The sequence below is a fragment of the Streptomyces sp. NPDC088747 genome (genome assembly GCF_044751025.1).
In the GTDB taxonomy this organism is placed as follows: domain Bacteria; phylum Actinomycetota; class Actinomycetes; order Streptomycetales; family Streptomycetaceae; genus Streptomyces.
Genome location: NZ_JBIVKZ010000002.1, coordinates 808,862 through 826,184 on the forward strand (window position 1 = coordinate 808,862; position 17,323 = coordinate 826,184).

Sequence of the window (17,323 nt, forward strand, 5' to 3'; positions counted from 1 at the left end):
TCAGGCGTCCCTTCGGATCAGGGCGTGAACGTTCGTGGGCAGGCCGGAGCCCCGGTCGTGCAGCTCTCCGTCGCGGCCCAGCTCCCGGCCCACGTTGTAGTTCCGCATCTCCCTCGGGTACGTCGCGAGGACGCGGTGCAGGACAACGGCGAGCAGGACCGCGGGACTCATCCGGCGGTAGACCTTGTGCTCGATCGTGACGTTCTCCCCGCCGACCATGTGCGCGAGGGCGCCCTCGGCGCGGCCCTCGCCCTGGATGGGCTGGATGCCGGCCTGCCCCATCAGGCGGCCCCACTTGGCGATGCGGCCGTTGTGGGCCTGGACGGCTTCGCAGACGCCTGTCACGGCGGCCTGGAACGCGTCCACGGCCTTGATGATGCTCTCGGCTCCGTCAAGGTCGGAGGCGGCTTCGGCCCGGATCTGCGCCTTGATCTCTGCCCGCTGGGCTGCGATGCGGGTCTCACGGATCTCGGCGTGGCGGCGCTCGGCGGCCGGCACCTTCAGCGCGGCGTGCTCGGCGGTGGCGCGCAGCTCGGCAAGGTGCTTGGCGGTGAGTGCGTCGGATGCGGGCCCGTGGTTGCCCTTGAGGGTCTCCTCGGCGGTGCGCAGTCGCTGAGCGGTGACGTACGCCTCTTCCTTGGCGTCGGTGAGGATCGCGTCGACCTCGGCGTCAGACATCGTCAGCGGGTCGGGCGGGGCGTTGGTCGGTGTGGTCATGAGCGGGTCCTCCGCAGTTCGGCGAGCCGGTCGGCGTCCTCGAGCGCCCATCGGCCGTGCGCCACGCGCGTGATGCCCGCAGCGGCGGCCAGGCGCCGGACGTGAAACCCCGTCACCCCGAGGCGGCCGGCAAGCTCCCCGGTGGTGACGAGGTCGGTACGGTCCGGATCGTCGCGCGATGTGCGTTTGTCCTGCTCGGGATCGCACATGTGGGCGTACGCGGAGGCCCTCAACACGTCCATCGCGGCCACGACTTCGGGCCGGATGTGGCCGCCGTCCGCGCGGTGGCGGGCGAGGCTGTCGCGGAGGGGCTTCCAGAAGGCGAACGCGACGGACGGCGGGAGGTAGACCCCGCCGTCGTCGAGAACGGCCGGGAGCGGGCCGTGGGCGGGCTCACGCGGCGTCGTCACCGTCGGGCCTGTCCTGGACGCCCTGACGGCTCGCCAGGGCGGTGATGACGGGATCCGGGGCGCGCAGCAGCAGGCTCACGATCTGCGGCCAGTCCGCGGGCCAGAAGCCGTGCGCGTCGAGGCCGGCCTCGCGGTACGCGTCGACCGCGGGCAGTGGCTTGCGGCGGCCCGTGCGCAGCCAGAGGAGGAGCATGCGGGGGCCGCGTACGAGGATCAGGCTCGGGTCGTGTCCGCGCTGGTTCTCGCGCTGGGGGGTGAAGGCGGTGAAGCCTCGTTTCTGGGCTTCGGTGGTGACGCGGTCGTTCCACTCAAGTTGTGCGGATTGGAGTCTCATGGTGCCTCTGATCTGGGGTGATGGTGTTCCCGCGCGCGCATGAACGCGCGGGGCTGGCGGAACCGGATGCCGGGCGGCTCAACAGGTGACGTGTCGGTCGTGGCCGCGTGCGGCCCACTCGGCGTCGAGAGGGAGGTTGCAGGCGATGCAGATGGGGCTGGGGTGCCCTACCTGCCCCCTCCTAAGAGAAGGGGAGGGGGCAGGCAGGTCTGAGGCGCCATGCCCCGACCTGCCCGCAACCTGCCCTGGGCAGGTCTGATCTGGGGTTTCGTCCTGCCCTGCCCCCGAGTCCGGGGCAGGTTCTATTACTCGCGAGTAGGGCAGGCTTGGGGGCAGCCTTCCGCCGCGTTCCTTACGGACCCGAACGACTTCCTCGATCTTCTCCTTGGCGGCCTTGATGCCGAGTTCGTTGAGCTTCTCGGCGGTGCGAGGACGGCCCCAGGAGTAGGGCACCTGCTCTTGGTCGAGCCTCCGGACGATCCACTCAACGGTGCCTTCTGCGGGACCGCGATCGGGCAGCGCGTCGAGGGACTCGAGCACCAGCGAGGTGACGGGCCGGCCGTCGGGCTTGAACTCCCCGTCGAGGCTGACCTTCTTCATACCGAACTGGTGGTCCTCGTCCTCGTCCTCGTCCTTCTGCTTGCCGGACTTGATCGTGAGGGTGGTGTTCGACAGCCGGTCGCCCTTCCGCGAGATCTTGATCTCAGACTGGAGGGAGCCCTTCACGGAGCTGGATCCGCGGCCGTGCTCGCCGACGTGCCCGGTGTGGTGGATCAGGGCTACACAGGCCCCGGTGGAGGTGCGCAACTGGTCCAAGCGGTCGATGACTTGGCCCATCTCCTTGGCGGAGTTCTCCTCGACGCCGAGGGTGACGCGGGCCTGTGTGTCGACGCCGATCAGGGCGGGCCTGATCTCTTTCAACACCTCGATCAGCACCTCCCACTCCGGGCTCATCGCCTGCACCGGCCTGGGGAGGAACAGCACGTTGTCCATGCGGACGCCGTGATGCTGTTCCCAGGCGCGGACGCGCTTGCGGATGCCCTGCTCGCCCTCGGCGACGAGGTAGACGACGTTGCCCTGTTTCACGTACTGGCCGTGCCACTTCATGCCCGTGCCCACGCAGCCGCACATGTCGAGCAGGACGAACGACTTGAAGGTGCCGGACGGGCCGACGAGGCGAGCAAGGGTGTTCATAGCGAGCAGGTCACCGACGAGGGGTTCAAGATCAGGGATCTTGTCGAGGTCGTTGGTGCCGAGGAGTTCCGCTCGGAGGGATTGGACGCGAGCTTTGAAGTACTCCTCGGAGGACATCGTCTCTGGGTTCGGCCGACCGTCGCGGCTGGGGACGTACAGGCCCGAGTCGGTGCGCTGCGGTTCGTCGTCGAACCACAGCGGCCCCGGGGCGGCCCCCGCCGCAGCTCCGGACGCGAGGGGCGCCCGTACATGGAGCGGCGGCGGGGGCACGTCGTGCATGGTCACTCGTTCCCCTGTGCTCTGTTCGTGGGTAGATCGACCTGCTGTCCGTTCACGAGATGCCGGTACCAGCCGGGCCGTCCGGGGATCGCGATGGGCGGCCAGCCCTTGGTGGCCGTGACCTCACGCGGCGGCCGGTTGCCCGCGCGGGCCTGCCTCGCCCGCACGTCGGCTGCGGACTCCATGGCGCCGATCGCCCGTACGCGGCGGCTGGTCTCGCGACGGGCTTCGTCGGTGATCTCGGCCCACCAGACGTCCGGCTCGTTGTCCATCAGCCAGTCGACGCGCGCCCGTTCGTCCTCGGCGCGGCGATGGAGCTCCGCGGCCTCGAGCGTCGCGACGTAGACGCGTGCGTCCTGCGGGTCGAGTCGGAGCCACTCCACGGAGCCGTACGAGGGCCAGTTGTGCACTCCGAGCGCGGCCACCTGCGTCTCGGCCCGGAGTGCGGTGATCTCGCCTGGCGTGGGGTTGGGTGGGACGGCGCGCAGGGGCCGCCCCGACGCCGTGGCGGCGTCGAGGCGGCCCTGCTCGGGACGGGAGTTCACGCGCCGGCCTCGGCGGCCATCATGTCGACCCAGTTGCGCAGCGCGCGCCGTGTCCTGGCCGGGCTGTCCGACAGGCTCAAGGCCCGTTCCATGGCCTCGATGGCGGTGCTGAACGCCTCCGCGCCCTGGGCCTCCTTGAGCGGCATGTCACCGACGTCCGGCCGCGCGAGGTGCTCCGCGGAAACGTCGTCGATCGCGCGGTGCAGCTGCTCGGCGCGGTCCCGGGGGTGGGTGGTGAGCCCGGCCAGGCTCGCGGCCACCGCCTTGGTGATGGCGTCCTCGGCAGCTGCGACGGCGCTCTCGGTGCGGAGCCGTGCGACAACGCGGGGGACCTCGGACTTGACGACCTGCGGGTCAGTGCCGTGCTTGAGGCTGTCCGCGAGGAGATCGAAGATGAACCCGACGTCTTCACCGCTCTCGGCGCGGCCGTGTTCGACGACGATGTAGGCCCACAGGAGTTTGGCGGCCTCAGGCAGCACGGCCGCGGTGACGTCGGGCGCGATGTTCGCCTCTCGGAACGACCGGGCCAGGACGTCGGGCAGGGCATCGGCGATGTCGTCGAGGGTCTTGGCGGGGGCGGCTTCCTTGCGTGCCTCGTCGTAGAGCTTGGTGACGATGTAGATCGCGGCGGCCTGGTGGGTGAGGCGCGTCTCGCCGTCGGTGTGTTCGCTGGTGCGCTGGTCTCTGGAGTCCGGCGTCACCATTGACGCCTGGGGGATTACGCTGGTCATGAGCGTGCTCTCTTCTACTTGCCAGTGGATTCGGTAGTGCGTTCGGCAAGCGGCGTCAGGGGTGCAACCCTGGCGCCGTCGCCGTTCTCCTCGGTGATGCCGAGGAAGCTGAGAAGGTCGCTGCGGCGTGCACGGAGCTGTCGGCCCACCCGCAGGACTGGGATGGGCAACGCGCCCTCGCGCGCCAACTGATAGGTGGCCGTGCGGCCGAGCTGGCAGGCGGCGCCCACGGTCGGCCAGACGTCGAACATCACGGGGAGTTCCAGAGCCTCCGTGATGGTCAGCCCCTTACGGCGGGCAGCGACAGACGGTTGGGTCATTTTGGAGCAACTCCTAGCCATGTTCGGGTCATTCCGACTCGATCGGTGGCTGGACTCTACGGCACGGGTTGACACGGTGCAACCTCTCGCGCATCTTGGATCGATATGGAGCAAGAGGACTGGGTGACACGCATTGGCACTTCGATCGCCAGGGAGATTCGGCGTCATCGGCTAGCTGCCGGCATGAGTGCTCAACAGTTGTCGGACGCGTGCGGCAAGCTGGGGGCGCCAATCCCGCGCACGGTCATCTCGAATATCGAAAACGGAAGGCGAACGAATGTCTCCGTAGCAGAGGTGATTGTTCTGGCTAGGGCATTGAGGATTCCTCCCATCGCCTTCATCTTCCCTGCGGGGTACGAAGCGGAGGTGGAGTATCTGCCGGGGCGTCGTATTGACACTATTCGTGCAATCAACTGGTTCTCTGGCGTGACGCAAATCGACGAAAGGTCGACCTTGGATGTGATGCCACGCGACGAGTGGGCACTCACTATTTCCCGTGAGCATCGGTCACTTGAGCACCGCATCAGCCGCATCTACAAGGACATCTTCGAAGACGATATCTCACACGAAAACGATTTCTCAGGTCCAGAAGGCGACGCTGCTCGGGAACGTGCGAATATGCTAAGTCTTGAACTCAAGGCGCTTCGCGAAGAGATGGTGCGACGGGGCTTGAAGCTGCCGAAAACTTATCTGAAGGTCGACGATTTGCCAGTGCCCGAGAATTCTTCAAAGGAAGGCGAAGGGTACTGGATGTACAAGGGGCAATTCCCGCCGTTCTGACGTCAAGAGAGGTCCACATGCCTCACGCTCGCCGCGCCGGCGGCATCAGCAAGCGGTGTGAGTGCCGCGGCACGGACGGCAAACGGCTCGGCACGAAGTGCCCGCAGCTGCCGAAACGGTCGCACGGCAAGCACCGCGTCAACCAGGAACTCCCCGACAGCGAAGACGGCACCCGGCGTCGCTTCCAGCGCACCGGCTACACCACAGTCAAGGACGCGCAGGCCGACCTTGACCGCATCCGCGCCATCCTCGACCTTCCCGGCGACGACGAGGACGGGCAACGCCGAGTCGGCGACCTCCTTGCCGAGCTGCAGACGTCGCGCGGCGACATCCCCGACCCGACCGAGGTGTCCCGCAAGCTCGGCGTGGGCATCCCGCTGGACGGCAAGACGCTCATCGGCGACTGGCTCGACCAGGTCATGACCAAGAAGGCGACCAGGACCACCACGAACCACGGCTACGACAGCCACATCCGCGTCCACCTCAAACCCGCCATCGGGCACCTGCGCCTGGACCGCCTGTCCGTCGGCCACGTGCAGGACATGTTCAACGCGATCGACGACCGCAACGACGTGACAGCCGCCGAGAACGCCGCACGCCGCGAGCAAGTCACGCGGTCCAAGCGAGGGAAGCCCGGGGCGCCGAAAGCCGCCGAGCGGGCCCAGCTCGCCGCCGAGCGGGAGAAGCTCGCGGGCATGCCGCCCTTCCGCCGGATCACCGGCCCCGCCACGAAACAGGCGATCCGCCGCACGCTCCGCATGGCGCTGAACAAGGCGATCGCCGCACAGCTCATCACCTTCAACGCCGCACAGCACGTCGAACTGGCGACGGCCGCCCGGCCGAAGGGCCTGCTGTGGACGGACGAGCGGGTCGCGCGCTGGCGGGAGACCGGGTCGAAGCCGTCCCCCGTGATGGTGTGGAACCCTGCCCAGCTCGGAGCGTTCCTCGACGCCGCCGAAGGCGACCGCCTGTACGCCTTCTTCCACCTGATCGCCCACCACGGCCTGCGCCGCGGCGAGGGGGTGGGCCAGGACTGGGAGAACTTCAGCGCGGCCAAGAAGACGATCCTCGTAGCTACCGAGATCGTGGTCGACGGCTGGACGCCGATCGAGACGACTCCCAAGACACAGGACTCCGCGTCGACGGTGAAGCTGGACGCGGGCACGGTCGCCGTCCTCGAAGAGCACCGAGCCCGGCAGCGAGCCGAGCGCGACGCCTGGAACACACGGGCCGCCGCCGAGCGGGAGCAGGGCAAGGACACGGCGGACTGGGTCGACACCGGCAAGATGTTCACGACCGAGTCGGGGGAGTGGCTGCACCCCGACGTCGTCTCGAAGGCATTCAAGCGGATCATGGAAGCCGCCGACCTGCCGCCCATCAATCTCCGCGACCTGAGGCACGGCGCAGCGGCGCTCGTGAAGGCCGGCGGCGGAGACATGAACGACGCGAAGGTGAAGCTGCGGCACTCGACCTACGTGCTCACGGTCGACACCTACATGGAGCTGTTCGAGGAGTACGAGGAGGAGCTCACGGAGAAGGCGGCGGCCGCCGTGCCGCGCGCCAGGCGGGCACAGAGCGAGGCCCCGCCGCCGGGTGCTGCACCGGAGACGGGGCCTGCCGCGTCGCAGCCAGCGAGCGCTGATGTGGATGGCTCCACGATAGTTGGCAGCACTGACAACGGGGAGGGCCCGGCGTAGAGTTGAGTGGAACGAACGAGGCCTCGTCACCCCAGGTGGCGGGGCCTTTCTGCTCAGCCAATGCTCAGCCGAATGCCCCGGAAGTAGTCGACACGGAGCGGCACAGAGCGACAGTACGAGGGGTGCGCGGATTGCGAGTACCTTGCCGTGACCAGCACGGACCGGTGCACACCGACAGAGGGCGACACAGGGCGGGAAAGTCCGGCCCAATGGATCCACAGACTTTTAATCCATTGGTTGTGGGTTCGAGTCCCACAGGGTCTACCGACAAGGCCCAGGTCAGAGGGGATCTGACCTGGGCCTTCGGTGCGTTTTGAGGACCTGGAGACCGACAGCTCGCCCCATGCTGGGTCGAACTGTCAGCGATTTAGCTGTGATGCGGCAGGGAGCGAGCTCACGGGATCTCCCCGCTCTGCGAAGGATGCCGGGGGCGCTTCGGGCAGCTCGGTCCGCACTCGTAGACCTCGACGCTCAGGTCGTGCACGCCGGTCTTGCCTGGCGCCCGGCCGGCCGATCTCGCGCCCCGGAGCAGTGGTGTGCCGCACCAGCAGCAGTTCCAGCCGGAGTACTGGGCGTGCGTCAGGTGATCGACGTGCGGAGGGGTCGGCTGCCAGTTCATGGTCGGTCGGCGAGGGTGACCGGGTCGTGACGCCGTGCGCCGGGACCGGCACCACAGTGCGTGCTCGTGCCCCCCACAGGCTGCATGTCCACTCCAGTCCGGTGTCGCGCGGAGGACGGCCCGCCGCGTTCTGGCAACACTTCTCGACGCGGACCCCGCCCGGATGCACCCGGGCGGGAAAATTCTTCCGACATGCCAAACCCCGGCGCACGCCGCGGTGTTGGGCTTCCGCGGAGCGCCGGGGTGGGCGATGGAGAGGGGGGATCGGGACGCGCGTACGTCAGCCCGCCGTGAGTTCCGTCAGCTCACCCAGCGGGAGCGTGTGGTGGGTCTGGAGGACCTTCGCGCGGAGGTAGCGGACGTTGTGGGCCGTGGTGAAGACGCCGGTCGGGACGCGGTGGGAGACGGTGACGCCGAGGTCGCGGAGCTGGTCGGCCTTGTCGGGGTTGTTGGAGAGCAGGTCCAGGGAGTCGACGCCCAGGGCCTGGAGCATCTGCGCGGCGGCCGTGTAGTCGCGGTCGTCCTCGGGCAGCCCGAGCGCGGCGTTCGCGGCGTACGTGTCGAGGCCCTGGTCCTGGAGGGCGTACGCGTCGAGCTTGTTGTAGAGGCCGATGCCGCGGCCCTCCTGTCGGAGGTAGAGCAGGACGCCGCCCCGGTCCGCGATCCGTTCCACCGCCTCGCGCAGCTGCGGCCCGCAGTCGCAGCGGGCCGAGCCGAAGACATCGCCCGTCAGGCACTCGGAGTGCAGCCGCACCAGCGGCGTCGCCCCGGGGTCGCCGAGGACCACGGCCAGGTGTTCCATGCCGTCGGCGAGGCCGTGGAAGGTGACCAGCTCCGCGTCGACCGAGTAGCCGTCGCCGAAACGCAGGGGCACGGCGACGCGGGTGCGCACCGTGGCGGTGGGGAAGTCGCGCATGTTGTTTCTCCGGTCCGGCGGGCTCGTTCGGGTCGACCCGACGCTTCAGATTTGAAGCACATCGTCGGAATCAGACAGTACACGCTGCTTTAAAGTTCAAGCAATCACGTCCGAGCAATCGAGTTCGAGTTCGAGCACTCAAGCTCAGGCGATGGAGTCCGAGCAGTACGTGTCGCCGCTTACGCGGTGTCCCGTACGTCTCACCGTTCGCGCAGCCCGCGCCTCATGGCGTGGATGATGTGGATGAACGTCGCCGCCACGGCAGATCTTCCCCGTACAGGCCCGGACTCCCGCCCTGGATCCCCCGCGTGACGCTCCCGCAGATCTCCTCCAACTGCCCCACCTGCTCGGGGGTCAGATGGTCGAAGAGCGCCGCCCGGACCGTCGCCACATGCCCCGGCGCCGTCCGCTCCAGCACGGCCATGCCCTCGTCCGTGAGGACGGCGACGTGCCCGCGCCTGTCGGTGGGGCACCCCTCCCGGCGTACCGTGCCGTCCTTCTCCAGCCGCGTCACGGCGTACGTCAGCCGGCTCCGGGTGATCTTCAGGATCTCCGCGAGTTCGGTCATCCGCAGCCGCCGGTCCGGCGCTTCGGAGAGCATGGCGAGGATGGAGTAGTAAAGGTGGGGCATCCCTGCCCGCGCCTGGAGCTGCCGGTCGATCGCGTCCTCCAGGAGTGAGGTGGCGGAGACGTACGAGCGCCAGGCGCGCTGTTCGGCGGGGGAGAGCCAGCGGGTCGTCATGCCCTCAGTCTAGGTATTGTTTAAAACTTGAACCACTGAGAGCCGAGAGCTCGGAGCTGGAGGCGGCACCCCATGCCCCACCCCTACGTCCTGCTGTCCGCCGCCGTCTCCCTCGACGGCTTCCTCGACGACACCGGCCCCGAACGGCTGCTCCTCTCCGGCGCCGCCGACTTCGACCGGGTCGACGAGGTACGGGCCTCCAGCGACGCGATCCTGATCGGCGCCGGCACCCTCCGCACCGACAACCCCCGGCTGCTGGTCAACTCGCCCGAGCGGCGCGCGGCCAGGGTCGCGGCGGGGCGCTCCGCGTACCCGCTGAAGGTCACGGTCAGCGGGTCCGGCGACCTGGATCCCGAGGCGCGGTTCTGGCACACCGGCGGCGAGAAGGCCGTCTACACGACCGACAAGGGCGCCGAGCGCCTGCGCGGCCTCGGCCTGCCCGCCGACATCGTCCCGGTCGGTCCCGAGCTGGACTGGCGGGCCGTCCTCGAACACCTGCATGACGTACGGGGTGTGCGGCGCCTGATGGTCGAGGGTGGCGGCCGGGTGCACACGCAGTTGTCGCGGGAGGGCCTCGCGGACGAGATCCAGCTCGCCGTCGCACCGCTCTTCGTCGGCGAGACGGACGCGCCCCGGCTCTTCGGGCCCGGCCCCTACCCCCCGGGGCGGCTGCGGCTCGTGGAGACGCGAGCCGTCGGGGACGTCGTCCTGATGCGGTACGTCCCCACCGCGCCCGGAGCCGGCGGGCTCGCCTCCGCCGCGGACCGGCGCCGGCTGGAGACCGCCTGCGAGCTGGCGGCGCTGTGCCCGGCGTCGGAGACCGCGTTCAGTGTGGGGGCGGTCGTGGTGGCCGCGGACGGGACCGAGCTGGCGCGTGGGTACTCCCGGGAGGGTGGGGATCCCGTGGTGCACGCGGAGGAGGCGGCGCTCGGCAAGATCGACCCCGCCGATCCTCGGCTCGGGGGCGCCACGGTCTACAGCAGCCTTGAGCCGTGTGCGCGGCGGGTGTCGCGGGCCGTGCCGTGCGCTCGGCTCATCGTCGATGCGGGGGTGCGGCGGGTTGTCACCGCGTGGCGGGAGCCGGACACGTTCGTCGCCGGGGCCGACGGGAACGGGGTTCTGATGGCCGCGGGGGTCGAGGTCGTCGTGCTGCCGGAGTACGAGTCTCGGGCGATGGCGCCCAACCTGCATCTGCTGGGGTAGCTCCTCCGTAGCCCGTGTTTTCTCGCCCCCTCCGCCCCTTCCCGTCCCGTTCCTGGGGGCTGCGCCCCCAGACCCCCCTTTCGCGCTTCGCGCTCGTCCTCAAACGCCGGACGGGCTGAAAGATCGTCCCCGTGCGGGCTAAGAGATCCTGCGACCCCCCGCTCCCCACGTCAGGCTGCTCCTGAGCCGACTCGGAGGTAGGAGCAGCCATGGGTTCAGTGGGGCGGCGTTTGACGGCGGTGCTGTTGGCGCCGGTGCTGGTCGGGGTGGTGGCGTCGTGCGGGATGTCGGCGCAGACGCGGACGGTGCGGGCGCGGTCCGCGGACGCGGCGTTCGCGCACCCCGGGGTGCTGGTCAGCAAGGACCAGCTGACCGCCGTACGCGAACACGTGGAAGCCGGAAAGCAGCCGTGGCTCCAGGCGTTCCTGGACATGCGGGACAGCAAGTACGGGTCGTACAGGTACGAGGCGAAGCCGTACACGACCGTGGAGTGCCCGCCCGGCGACCGGGCCGGGCACGGTTGCGTCGAGGAGCGCGAGGACGCGATCGCGGCGTACACGCAGGCGCTGCTGTGGAGCATCACGGGCAAGCTGGAGCACGCGGACAAGGCCGTCCAGATCATGGACGCCTGGTCGGCGAAGGTGAAGAGGCACACGGCGGGCAACGCCGGTCTCCAGACCGCGTGGGCCGGGTCGACGTGGGCGCGGGCCGGGGAGATCGTGCGGCACACCGGGGGCGGCTGGCCCGCGGCCGGCGTCGCGCGGTTCCAGGGCATGCTGCGGACCGCCTATCTTCCCGAGGTCAGCAGGAAGGTCCCCGACTACAACGGGAACTGGGACCTCGTCATGACCGACGCCGCCATCGGCATCGCCGTGTTCCTCGACGACCACAAGGCGTTCGACGACGCCGTCGAGCGGTTCCGGCAGCGGGTGCCCGCGTACTTCTACCTCGCCAAGGACGGGAAGGTGCCGCTGACGCCCGCGGGCAGCACCGTCGACACCCCGCAGAAGCTGACCACGTACTGGTTCGGGCAGCAGCGGTACACGGACGGGGTCTCGCAGGAGACCTGCCGCAACTTCAAGCACGTCGGGTACTCGCTCGCCGCGACCGCGCACATCGCCGAGACCGCCTGGCACCAGGGCGTGGACCTCTACGGCGACGTCAAGGACCGGCTGAAGGCCGCGCTCGACTTCCACTCCAGGTACCAGATGGGGGAGACGGCGCCCGGGTGGCTGTGCGGCGGGCGGGTCGACCGGAACATGGGGCCCGACCTGGAGGTCGCGCTCAACCACCTGGAGGACCGGCTCGACGTGCACGTCCCGGCCGCCCACCGGCTGGCCGAGCAGACGCGGCCGGCCGGCACGGACGATCTCTTCGTGTCGTGGGAGACGCTCACGCACAACGGTAATCCGGCCGGCTGAGGGGTGGGCGGCAACTGTGGTGCGGGGCGTCCTGCGAGTGGCGTATAGTTGGGTTTAACGACGCGGGGTGGAGCAGCTCGGTAGCTCGCTGGGCTCATAACCCAGAGGTCGCAGGTTCAAATCCTGTCCCCGCTACTTGTGGCCTAGGGCCGGAACTCGGATTCACGAGTTCCGGCCCTAGGTGTTTTCGCGTAGCGGCGCTTCCGCCTGGCGGTGCCGTCTTGCGGTGTTTCCGTCTCCCGTCCCGTCCCGTCCCGTCGGTCGCGGATCCGGTCCCCGGCGTCGCCCGGTCGGCCCACACCGGTCGCCGCCCGGCCCCGCTGCCGGAAACCTGGACGGGTGCGGCAGCGAGCAGGTGCGCAGCGGTCGGGAGACCCGCCCGGACCGGCGGGAGAGAACCGGCGCGGGATCTCCGGCACGCGAAGGTTCGTCCGGGTGCTCCCCGTGCTGCTCATCCTCACCGGGGCCGTATACGAATACTTCACCCCGCGCGACTTCACCGGCGGCCCCCTCCTCACCGCGGCCCCGCTCGTGGCGGCGCCCCTCTACACGCTGCGCGGCACCGTCCTCACCGGCGCCGGTGCCGTCGTCCTGCTGGTCGCGATCCACATCAGGCTCGACGTCGTCCTGCTGGCGGAGGCGGTCACCGAGACGGTCACGGTGGCCACGGCCGCGGTCCTGGCCGCTTTCATCAACGTCCTGGTCCGCCGCGGTAACGCACGGCTCGCCTCCGTCCGCGAGATCGCCGAGGCCGCCCAGCGGGCCGTCCTGCCGCAGCCCGAGAAGCGGATCGGCGGGCTCGACATCGCGGCGCGCTACGAGGCGGCGCAGCAGGACGCGTTCATCGGAGGTGACCTGTACGCGGTGCAGGACTCGCCGTACGGGGTACGCGTGATCCTGGGCGACGTACGGGGCAAGGGCATGGGCGCGGTCGCCGTCGTCGCCGTCGTCATCGGGGCATTCCGGGAGGCCGCCGAGCAGGAGGCGTCGCTGGAAGCGGTGGCAGGGCGCCTGGAGCGGGCTCTGGCGCGAGAGGCCGGCAGGCGCGACGACCTGGACGCCTTCGAGGGGTTCGCCACGGCGGTGCTCGCGGAGATCCCGCACGGCGCGGAGACCGTACGGCTCGTCAACCGCGGCCATCCGCCGCCGCTGCTCCTGCACGCGGACGGCTCGCTCGTCGTGCTGGACGCCGGGGAGCCCGCGCTCCCGCTGGGCATGGGCGGGCTGAACGTCTGGGCCGACCTCGCGCAGGAGGCGGTGTTCCCCGAGGGGGCGACCCTGCTCGCGCACACGGACGGGCTGTCCGAGGCGCGTGACGAACGCGGACGTTTCTACGATCCCGCGGCGCGCCTCGCCGGGTGGACCTTCCCGGCGCCCGAGGCGCTGCTGACCGCCCTCGCGGAGGATGTCCGGCGGCACTCGGGCGGCGGCCTGACGGACGACATGGCGCTGCTCGCCGTACGTCGGGCACCTCGCAGCACCGCGTCGACGAGTGGACCGCCCCCTTGGTCACCGGGAGTGATCGAATGACGCCCCTCCGCATAACAACTGACATACCGTCAGCGGAGGTGTGACGGAAGCGGTGTGGCCAACTCGCCCGTTTTACTCCGGTGATGACCTGAAAGTCCTGGCCGCGAGCGTTAATGATCAATCAGAACAGCTTGGAATCCAGGGCCCGCGTCTATTAACGTTCGATAACGCAGCGCGGTCGTCCCAGCCGTCACGAGAGACGGCTCCGTGCGCACGCGCCTAATCCCGAAAGGGAGCCGGGGAACCACCAACTTGGGGTGAATCGAGCGTCTTTCGCGGTGGAGACACCGCCGTTTGACGCGCGTAGGAGACCTTCCTGCTCCGAACCCGTCAGCTAACCCGGTAGGCGAGAAGGAAGGAAAGGAGCACGCCCACGTGGCGTCCAACGGGCCTGCCCAGGCACCCTCGTATCCGCCGAGCGGAACGCACACCTTCGGTTTCGGCGCTGACGACGAGGGCCCCCGGGAGGAGTGGAATCCCACCGCGGACTCCCTCGCTCCCATCCGCGGCCGGCACCGCGTCTCCAAGCAGCGTGGAGGCGGCGGACTCGCGCGCAGCTCCACCGTTCTGGGCGTCGGTGTCATAGCCGCCGTCGGCGCGGGCGGTATGGCCACCGCGGCCCCCGGCAAGCCGCCGGTCTCGATCTCACTGCCCGACCTCCCGTCCGTGGGCACGATCCTCTCGGACGACACCTCCCCCGAACCCGCGGGTTCAACCACGCCGTTCACCTCCGCCGGCCTGACCACGGCCGACACCGAGCAGGGCGCCACGGACGCCGGCGAGGTGCTGCGCGCCCGCATCATGCAGCAGGCCGAGGTGCAGCAGGACCAGGCCGACACCGCGGCGCAGCAGGCCGCCCAGGCCGCCGCCGTGAAGAAGGCCTCCGACGCCGCGAAGAAGGCGGAGGACGCGGCCGAGGCCAAGGCCGCCGCGGCGAAGAAGAAGGCGGAGGAAGAGGCGGAGGCGAAGGCCGAGGCCGAGCGTCTCGCCGAGCTCGCCAAGAGCTACACGCTGCCGACCTCCTCGTACACCATCACCTCGACCTTCGGTCAGGCCGGCGCGCTGTGGTCCTCCGGCTACCACACCGGCCTGGACTTCGCGGCGCCCACCGGCACGCTGATCAAGGCCGTGCACAGCGGCACCATCACGGAGGCGGGCTGGGCCGGTTCCTACGGCTACCGCACGATCCTCACCCTCGACGACGGCACGGAGCTCTGGTTCTGCCACCAGTCGTCGATCAGCGTCAGCGTCGGGCAGAAGGTCGCCACCGGCGATGTCATTGGCCGCGTGGGCGCGACCGGCAACGTCACCGGCGCACACCTCCACCTGGAGGTGCACCCCGGCGGAGCCGAGACCGGGATCGACCCGATGGCCTGGCTCCAGAGCAAGGGCCTCACCCCCTGATCGTGCGAGTTCCCTGACCTTCCGGCGGCTTTGACGGCGATCCCCCGACGTCGGTGCCGCCGGTCAGGCATGTCCGGAATACGGCTGTCCGCCGGGCATGTTGAAGTTGGGCATGACTTCTCTTCGCAAGCTCGGCTCGTCCGACCTCGAGGTCTTCCCGCTCGCCCTCGGCGGCAACGTCTTCGGCTGGACCGCCGACGAGGCCCAGTCCTTCGCCGTCCTCGACGCGTACACGGCCGCGGGCGGCAACTTCCTCGACACCGCCGACTCGTACTCGGCGTGGATCGAGGGCAACCACGGCGGTGAGTCCGAGACCATCATCGGCAGGTGGCTGAAGGCGCGCGGCAACCGCTCGGACGTGGTGATCGCCACCAAGGTCAGCCAGCACCCCGAGTACCCCGGGCTGTCCGCCGCGAACATCAGGGCCGCCGCCGACGCGTCCCTGCGCCGCCTGGGCACCGACCACATCGACCTGTACTACACGCACTACGACAAGACCGAGGTGCCGGTCGAGGAGATCATCGGCGCGCTCGACGGGCTGGTGAAGGCGGGCAAGGTGCGCGACATCGGCGCGTCCAACATCACGCCCGCGCGGCTCCAGGAGTCCCTGGACCTCTCCGACCGCGAGGGCCTCGCCCGCTACGTCGCCCTCCAGCCGCACTACAACCTGGTCTCGCGCGACACCTACGAGGGCCCGCTCCTCGACATCGCCTCCCGCTCGGGCCTGGCGGCCGTCCCGTACTACGCCCTCGCCGCCGGTTTCCTCACCGGCAAGTACCGCCCCGGTACGACGGTCGACTCCCGGCGCGCGGCGGGCGCGGGCAGGCACCTGGAGACGGAGCGGGGCCCGCGCGTGCTGGCCGCCCTCGACGAGGTCGCCGGGGCCCACGACGTCCCGGTGGCCACGGTCGCCCTTGCCTGGCTCGCCGCCCAGCCGACGGTCGCGGCCCCGATCGCCTCGGCGCGGACCGTGGAACAGCTCCCGGCACTGCTGGGCGTGGCGGACCTCGTCCTCACGGACGCGGAGCTGGCCCGGCTGACGGAGGCGTCGGCCTGACCACCGCCTCGGGTACTACGGGCCGTACGGGTTGTACATGGGCCTGTTGTACGTCGAGTACGGCGCCGGGGCTCCGTAGGGCTCGCGGTGGGGTTCGCCGTACGGCTGGCCCACGTACCCGTGGGCGGGGTGCGCGGGCCAGGGCGCCGGGACCGGTGCCGTCGCCCGTGCCGCGTACCCCAGGGCCGGGCGCGCGACCTCACGACGGCTCCACAGCTCGTGGAGCAACTCCCGCTCCCGCACGGCGAAGTCGGCGCCCGCGCGGCCGTCGCGTCCCCGGTGCCGCAGGAACGCCAGCGAGGTCGCGTACGCCTCGTACTCGGCGACGGAGCGGGCGGCGGGCCTGCCGAGATGGCGGGCGGCGTACTGGCGGGCGATACGGCGGGCCCGCATCGAGCCGAGCACGTGCGGTTCGGGCGGGGACAGCCAGCCCGCGGCGGCGTAGGCGGGCAGTTCCGTGCGCACGGTGCGCAGTTCACGCTGCCGGGACCGGACGGCCAGCCAGGTCAGCAGGGCGAACGCGGGCACCATGAAGACGGCGTACACCGCGAAGAACCCGAACTCCCCGAAGTTCGACGAGCCGTTCCACATGGCGTGCATGCCCATGGCGAGGAGGAGTCCGGTCAGGGGCAGCAGGACACGGCGTACGTGGTGGCGCTCGGCGGACAGGGCCGCGATGCCGAAGCCGATGCCGGTCAGGACCGTGAAGAGGGGATGCGCGAAGGGCGACATCACGACGCGGACGAAGAAGGTGGCGGCGGTGACGGACATGAACCCGTGTTCGCCGTTGAGCTGGTCCGTGCCGAAGGCGGTGCCCAGGTAGAGGATGTTCTCGGTGAAGGCGAAGCCGGTGGCGGTGACCCCGGCTATGACGACCCCGTCGACGATCCCGGTGAAGTCCCTTCTGCGGAACAGGAACACCAGCAGCACGGCCGCCGCCTTCGCGGACTCCTCCACGACGGGCGCTATGACGGTCGCGCCGAGGGTGTCGGCGTTGGTCGGGTCCGCCGTCGCGGTGGCTATCCATCTCGTCGCGAAACTGTTGGCGACGATCGCGATGAGCGCCGCCGCGCACGCGCCCCACGCGAAGGCGAAGAGCAGGTTCCGCCAGGGCCCGGGGTCGACGCGGTCCAGCCAGCGGAACACGGCGACGAGCAGCGGGACGGGGAACACGGCGAGGCCGAGACCGACCAGGAAGCCCTCGGTGCCGGTCTGCTCGCGGACGAGCGCGAGGATCACCAGCCCGGAGGTGGCGAGCAGGGTGCCGAGCGCGCCGTAGCGCACCCACTTTCTCCGCCACCACCGCCCACGCCGCCGCGGGGCACCCTCGGCGGGGCCTGCGTGGTGCGTCGGGTACGGAGGGCTGGTGGCCACGGCATCGACCCTAACGAGGGAGGGACGCCGCCCGCGACGGTGTGCTGTCA

The 17,323-nt window shown here is 70.0% G+C and carries 18 protein-coding genes, 1 tRNA gene and 1 riboswitch; of the genes, 8 read left to right on the forward strand and 11 right to left on the reverse strand.

Annotated elements, in window-relative coordinates; all coding sequences use genetic code 11:
• The 7 genes from ACIP79_RS08200 to ACIP79_RS08230 all read right to left on the reverse strand — a co-directional run bounded on the left by ACIP79_RS08200 (position 1) and on the right by ACIP79_RS08230 (position 4,530).
• The gene (locus ACIP79_RS08200) at positions 1-717 is read right to left on the reverse strand and encodes a hypothetical protein (RefSeq protein WP_401220788.1); all 717 of its coding nucleotides are present in this window, start codon (positions 715-717) and stop codon (positions 1-3) included.
• Positions 714-1,127, reverse strand: coding sequence for a hypothetical protein (locus ACIP79_RS08205; RefSeq protein WP_401220790.1), 414 nt, complete (start codon positions 1,125-1,127; stop codon positions 714-716). Before ACIP79_RS08205 ends, ACIP79_RS08200 begins: the two co-directional genes overlap by 4 nt.
• On the reverse strand, positions 1,111-1,461 hold the full coding sequence (locus ACIP79_RS08210) for a hypothetical protein (protein ID WP_401220792.1): 351 nt from the start codon (positions 1,459-1,461) through the stop codon (positions 1,111-1,113). The genes ACIP79_RS08205 and ACIP79_RS08210 overlap by 17 nt, the downstream gene beginning before the upstream one ends.
• A 78-nt stretch (positions 1,462-1,539) precedes the next feature.
• Positions 1,540-2,934 (reverse strand): AAA family ATPase, encoded by a 1,395-nt coding sequence (locus ACIP79_RS08215; RefSeq protein WP_401220795.1) that lies wholly within the window; start codon positions 2,932-2,934, stop codon positions 1,540-1,542.
• A 2-nt stretch (positions 2,935-2,936) separates the two neighbouring features.
• Entirely contained in the window at positions 2,937-3,479 is a 543-nt protein-coding gene (locus ACIP79_RS08220) for a hypothetical protein (protein ID WP_401220796.1), read from the reverse strand.
• Positions 3,476-4,210 carry a hypothetical protein gene (locus ACIP79_RS08225; RefSeq protein ID WP_401220799.1) on the reverse strand — a complete coding sequence of 245 codons (735 nt, stop codon included), beginning with the start codon at positions 4,208-4,210 and terminating at the stop codon, positions 3,476-3,478. Before ACIP79_RS08225 ends, ACIP79_RS08220 begins: the two co-directional genes overlap by 4 nt.
• Before the next feature lie 14 nt (positions 4,211-4,224).
• Positions 4,225-4,530: a DNA-binding protein gene (locus tag ACIP79_RS08230; RefSeq protein WP_401220801.1), complete on the reverse strand. Its 306-nt coding sequence runs from the start codon at positions 4,528-4,530 to the stop codon at positions 4,225-4,227.
• 105 nt (positions 4,531-4,635) lie between these two features.
• Here ACIP79_RS08230 and ACIP79_RS08235 point away from each other — a divergent pair, with 105 nt between their 5' ends.
• Together ACIP79_RS08235 and ACIP79_RS08240 are read left to right on the forward strand one after the other, a co-directional pair.
• Positions 4,636-5,310, forward strand: a complete 675-nt coding sequence (locus tag ACIP79_RS08235; RefSeq protein ID WP_401220804.1) for a helix-turn-helix domain-containing protein — start codon at positions 4,636-4,638, stop codon at positions 5,308-5,310.
• A gap of 17 nt (positions 5,311-5,327) precedes the next feature.
• On the forward strand, positions 5,328-7,007 hold the full coding sequence (locus tag ACIP79_RS08240; protein ID WP_401220807.1) for a tyrosine-type recombinase/integrase: 1,680 nt from the start codon (positions 5,328-5,330) through the stop codon (positions 7,005-7,007).
• 394 nt (positions 7,008-7,401) lie between these two features.
• On the opposite strand, the gene ACIP79_RS08245 is transcribed toward ACIP79_RS08240, so the two are convergent.
• The 3 genes from ACIP79_RS08245 to ACIP79_RS08255 form a co-directional block, all read right to left on the reverse strand.
• Complete coding sequence (locus ACIP79_RS08245) at positions 7,402-7,626, reverse strand: hypothetical protein (protein WP_401220810.1); 225 nt, start codon at positions 7,624-7,626, stop codon at positions 7,402-7,404.
• A 280-nt stretch (positions 7,627-7,906) separates the two neighbouring features.
• Complete coding sequence (gene ribA, locus ACIP79_RS08250; RefSeq protein WP_401220813.1) at positions 7,907-8,542, reverse strand: GTP cyclohydrolase II; 636 nt, start codon at positions 8,540-8,542, stop codon at positions 7,907-7,909.
• Positions 8,543-8,765: 223 nt separating this feature from the next.
• The gene (locus ACIP79_RS08255; protein WP_401220816.1) at positions 8,766-9,284 is read right to left on the reverse strand and encodes a MarR family winged helix-turn-helix transcriptional regulator; all 519 of its coding nucleotides are present in this window, start codon (positions 9,282-9,284) and stop codon (positions 8,766-8,768) included.
• 72 nt (positions 9,285-9,356) lie between these two features.
• Between ACIP79_RS08255 and ACIP79_RS08260 the strand changes: the two genes are divergently transcribed.
• The 6 genes from ACIP79_RS08260 to ACIP79_RS08285 all read left to right on the forward strand — a co-directional run bounded on the left by ACIP79_RS08260 (position 9,357) and on the right by ACIP79_RS08285 (position 15,899).
• Positions 9,357-10,487: a dihydrofolate reductase family protein gene (locus ACIP79_RS08260; RefSeq protein ID WP_401220819.1), complete on the forward strand. Its 1,131-nt coding sequence runs from the start codon at positions 9,357-9,359 to the stop codon at positions 10,485-10,487.
• Between the two features lie 209 nt (positions 10,488-10,696).
• Positions 10,697-11,908 (forward strand): alginate lyase family protein, encoded by a 1,212-nt coding sequence (locus tag ACIP79_RS08265; RefSeq protein ID WP_401220821.1) that lies wholly within the window; start codon positions 10,697-10,699, stop codon positions 11,906-11,908.
• A gap of 61 nt (positions 11,909-11,969) precedes the next feature.
• Positions 11,970-12,043: transfer RNA gene (locus ACIP79_RS08270), tRNA-Met, on the forward strand.
• Between the two features lie 204 nt (positions 12,044-12,247).
• Complete coding sequence (locus tag ACIP79_RS08275) at positions 12,248-13,438, forward strand: PP2C family protein-serine/threonine phosphatase (protein ID WP_401220824.1); 1,191 nt, start codon at positions 12,248-12,250, stop codon at positions 13,436-13,438.
• A 206-nt stretch (positions 13,439-13,644) separates the two neighbouring features.
• A riboswitch (cyclic di-AMP (ydaO/yuaA leader) is annotated at positions 13,645-13,802 on the forward strand.
• A gap of 11 nt (positions 13,803-13,813) precedes the next feature.
• Positions 13,814-14,842 (forward strand): M23 family metallopeptidase, encoded by a 1,029-nt coding sequence (locus ACIP79_RS08280; protein ID WP_383681225.1) that lies wholly within the window; start codon positions 13,814-13,816, stop codon positions 14,840-14,842.
• A gap of 112 nt (positions 14,843-14,954) precedes the next feature.
• Complete coding sequence (locus ACIP79_RS08285; RefSeq protein ID WP_401220828.1) at positions 14,955-15,899, forward strand: aldo/keto reductase; 945 nt, start codon at positions 14,955-14,957, stop codon at positions 15,897-15,899.
• A 15-nt stretch (positions 15,900-15,914) separates the two neighbouring features.
• On the opposite strand, the gene ACIP79_RS08290 is transcribed toward ACIP79_RS08285, so the two are convergent.
• Positions 15,915-17,273: a PrsW family glutamic-type intramembrane protease gene (locus tag ACIP79_RS08290; RefSeq protein ID WP_401220830.1), complete on the reverse strand. Its 1,359-nt coding sequence runs from the start codon at positions 17,271-17,273 to the stop codon at positions 15,915-15,917.
• Positions 17,274-17,323: the final 50 nt, after the last annotated feature.

Excerpts from the sequence above, each read along its gene's own strand:
- ACIP79_RS08230 (WP_401220801.1), bottom strand. The coding sequence starts at position 4,530 with ATGACCCAACCGTCTGTCGCTGCCCGCCGTAAGGGGCTGACCATCACG.
- ACIP79_RS08245 (WP_401220810.1), bottom strand. The coding sequence starts at position 7,626 with ATGAACTGGCAGCCGACCCCTCCGCACGTCGATCACCTGACGCACGCC.
- ACIP79_RS08260 (WP_401220819.1), top strand. The coding sequence starts at position 9,357 with ATGCCCCACCCCTACGTCCTGCTGTCCGCCGCCGTCTCCCTCGACGGC.
- ACIP79_RS08255 (WP_401220816.1), bottom strand. The coding sequence starts at position 9,284 with ATGACGACCCGCTGGCTCTCCCCCGCCGAACAGCGCGCCTGGCGCTCG.
- ACIP79_RS08240 (WP_401220807.1), top strand. The coding sequence starts at position 5,328 with ATGCCTCACGCTCGCCGCGCCGGCGGCATCAGCAAGCGGTGTGAGTGC.
- ACIP79_RS08225 (WP_401220799.1), bottom strand. The coding sequence starts at position 4,210 with ATGACCAGCGTAATCCCCCAGGCGTCAATGGTGACGCCGGACTCCAGA.
- ACIP79_RS08265 (WP_401220821.1), top strand. The coding sequence starts at position 10,697 with ATGGGTTCAGTGGGGCGGCGTTTGACGGCGGTGCTGTTGGCGCCGGTG.
- ACIP79_RS08215 (WP_401220795.1), bottom strand. The coding sequence starts at position 2,934 with ATGCACGACGTGCCCCCGCCGCCGCTCCATGTACGGGCGCCCCTCGCG.
- ACIP79_RS08235 (WP_401220804.1), top strand. The coding sequence starts at position 4,636 with ATGGAGCAAGAGGACTGGGTGACACGCATTGGCACTTCGATCGCCAGG.
- ACIP79_RS08200 (WP_401220788.1), bottom strand. The coding sequence starts at position 717 with ATGACCACACCGACCAACGCCCCGCCCGACCCGCTGACGATGTCTGAC.
- ACIP79_RS08210 (WP_401220792.1), bottom strand. The coding sequence starts at position 1,461 with ATGAGACTCCAATCCGCACAACTTGAGTGGAACGACCGCGTCACCACC.
- ACIP79_RS08285 (WP_401220828.1), top strand. The coding sequence starts at position 14,955 with ATGACTTCTCTTCGCAAGCTCGGCTCGTCCGACCTCGAGGTCTTCCCG.
- ribA (WP_401220813.1), bottom strand. The coding sequence starts at position 8,542 with ATGCGCGACTTCCCCACCGCCACGGTGCGCACCCGCGTCGCCGTGCCC.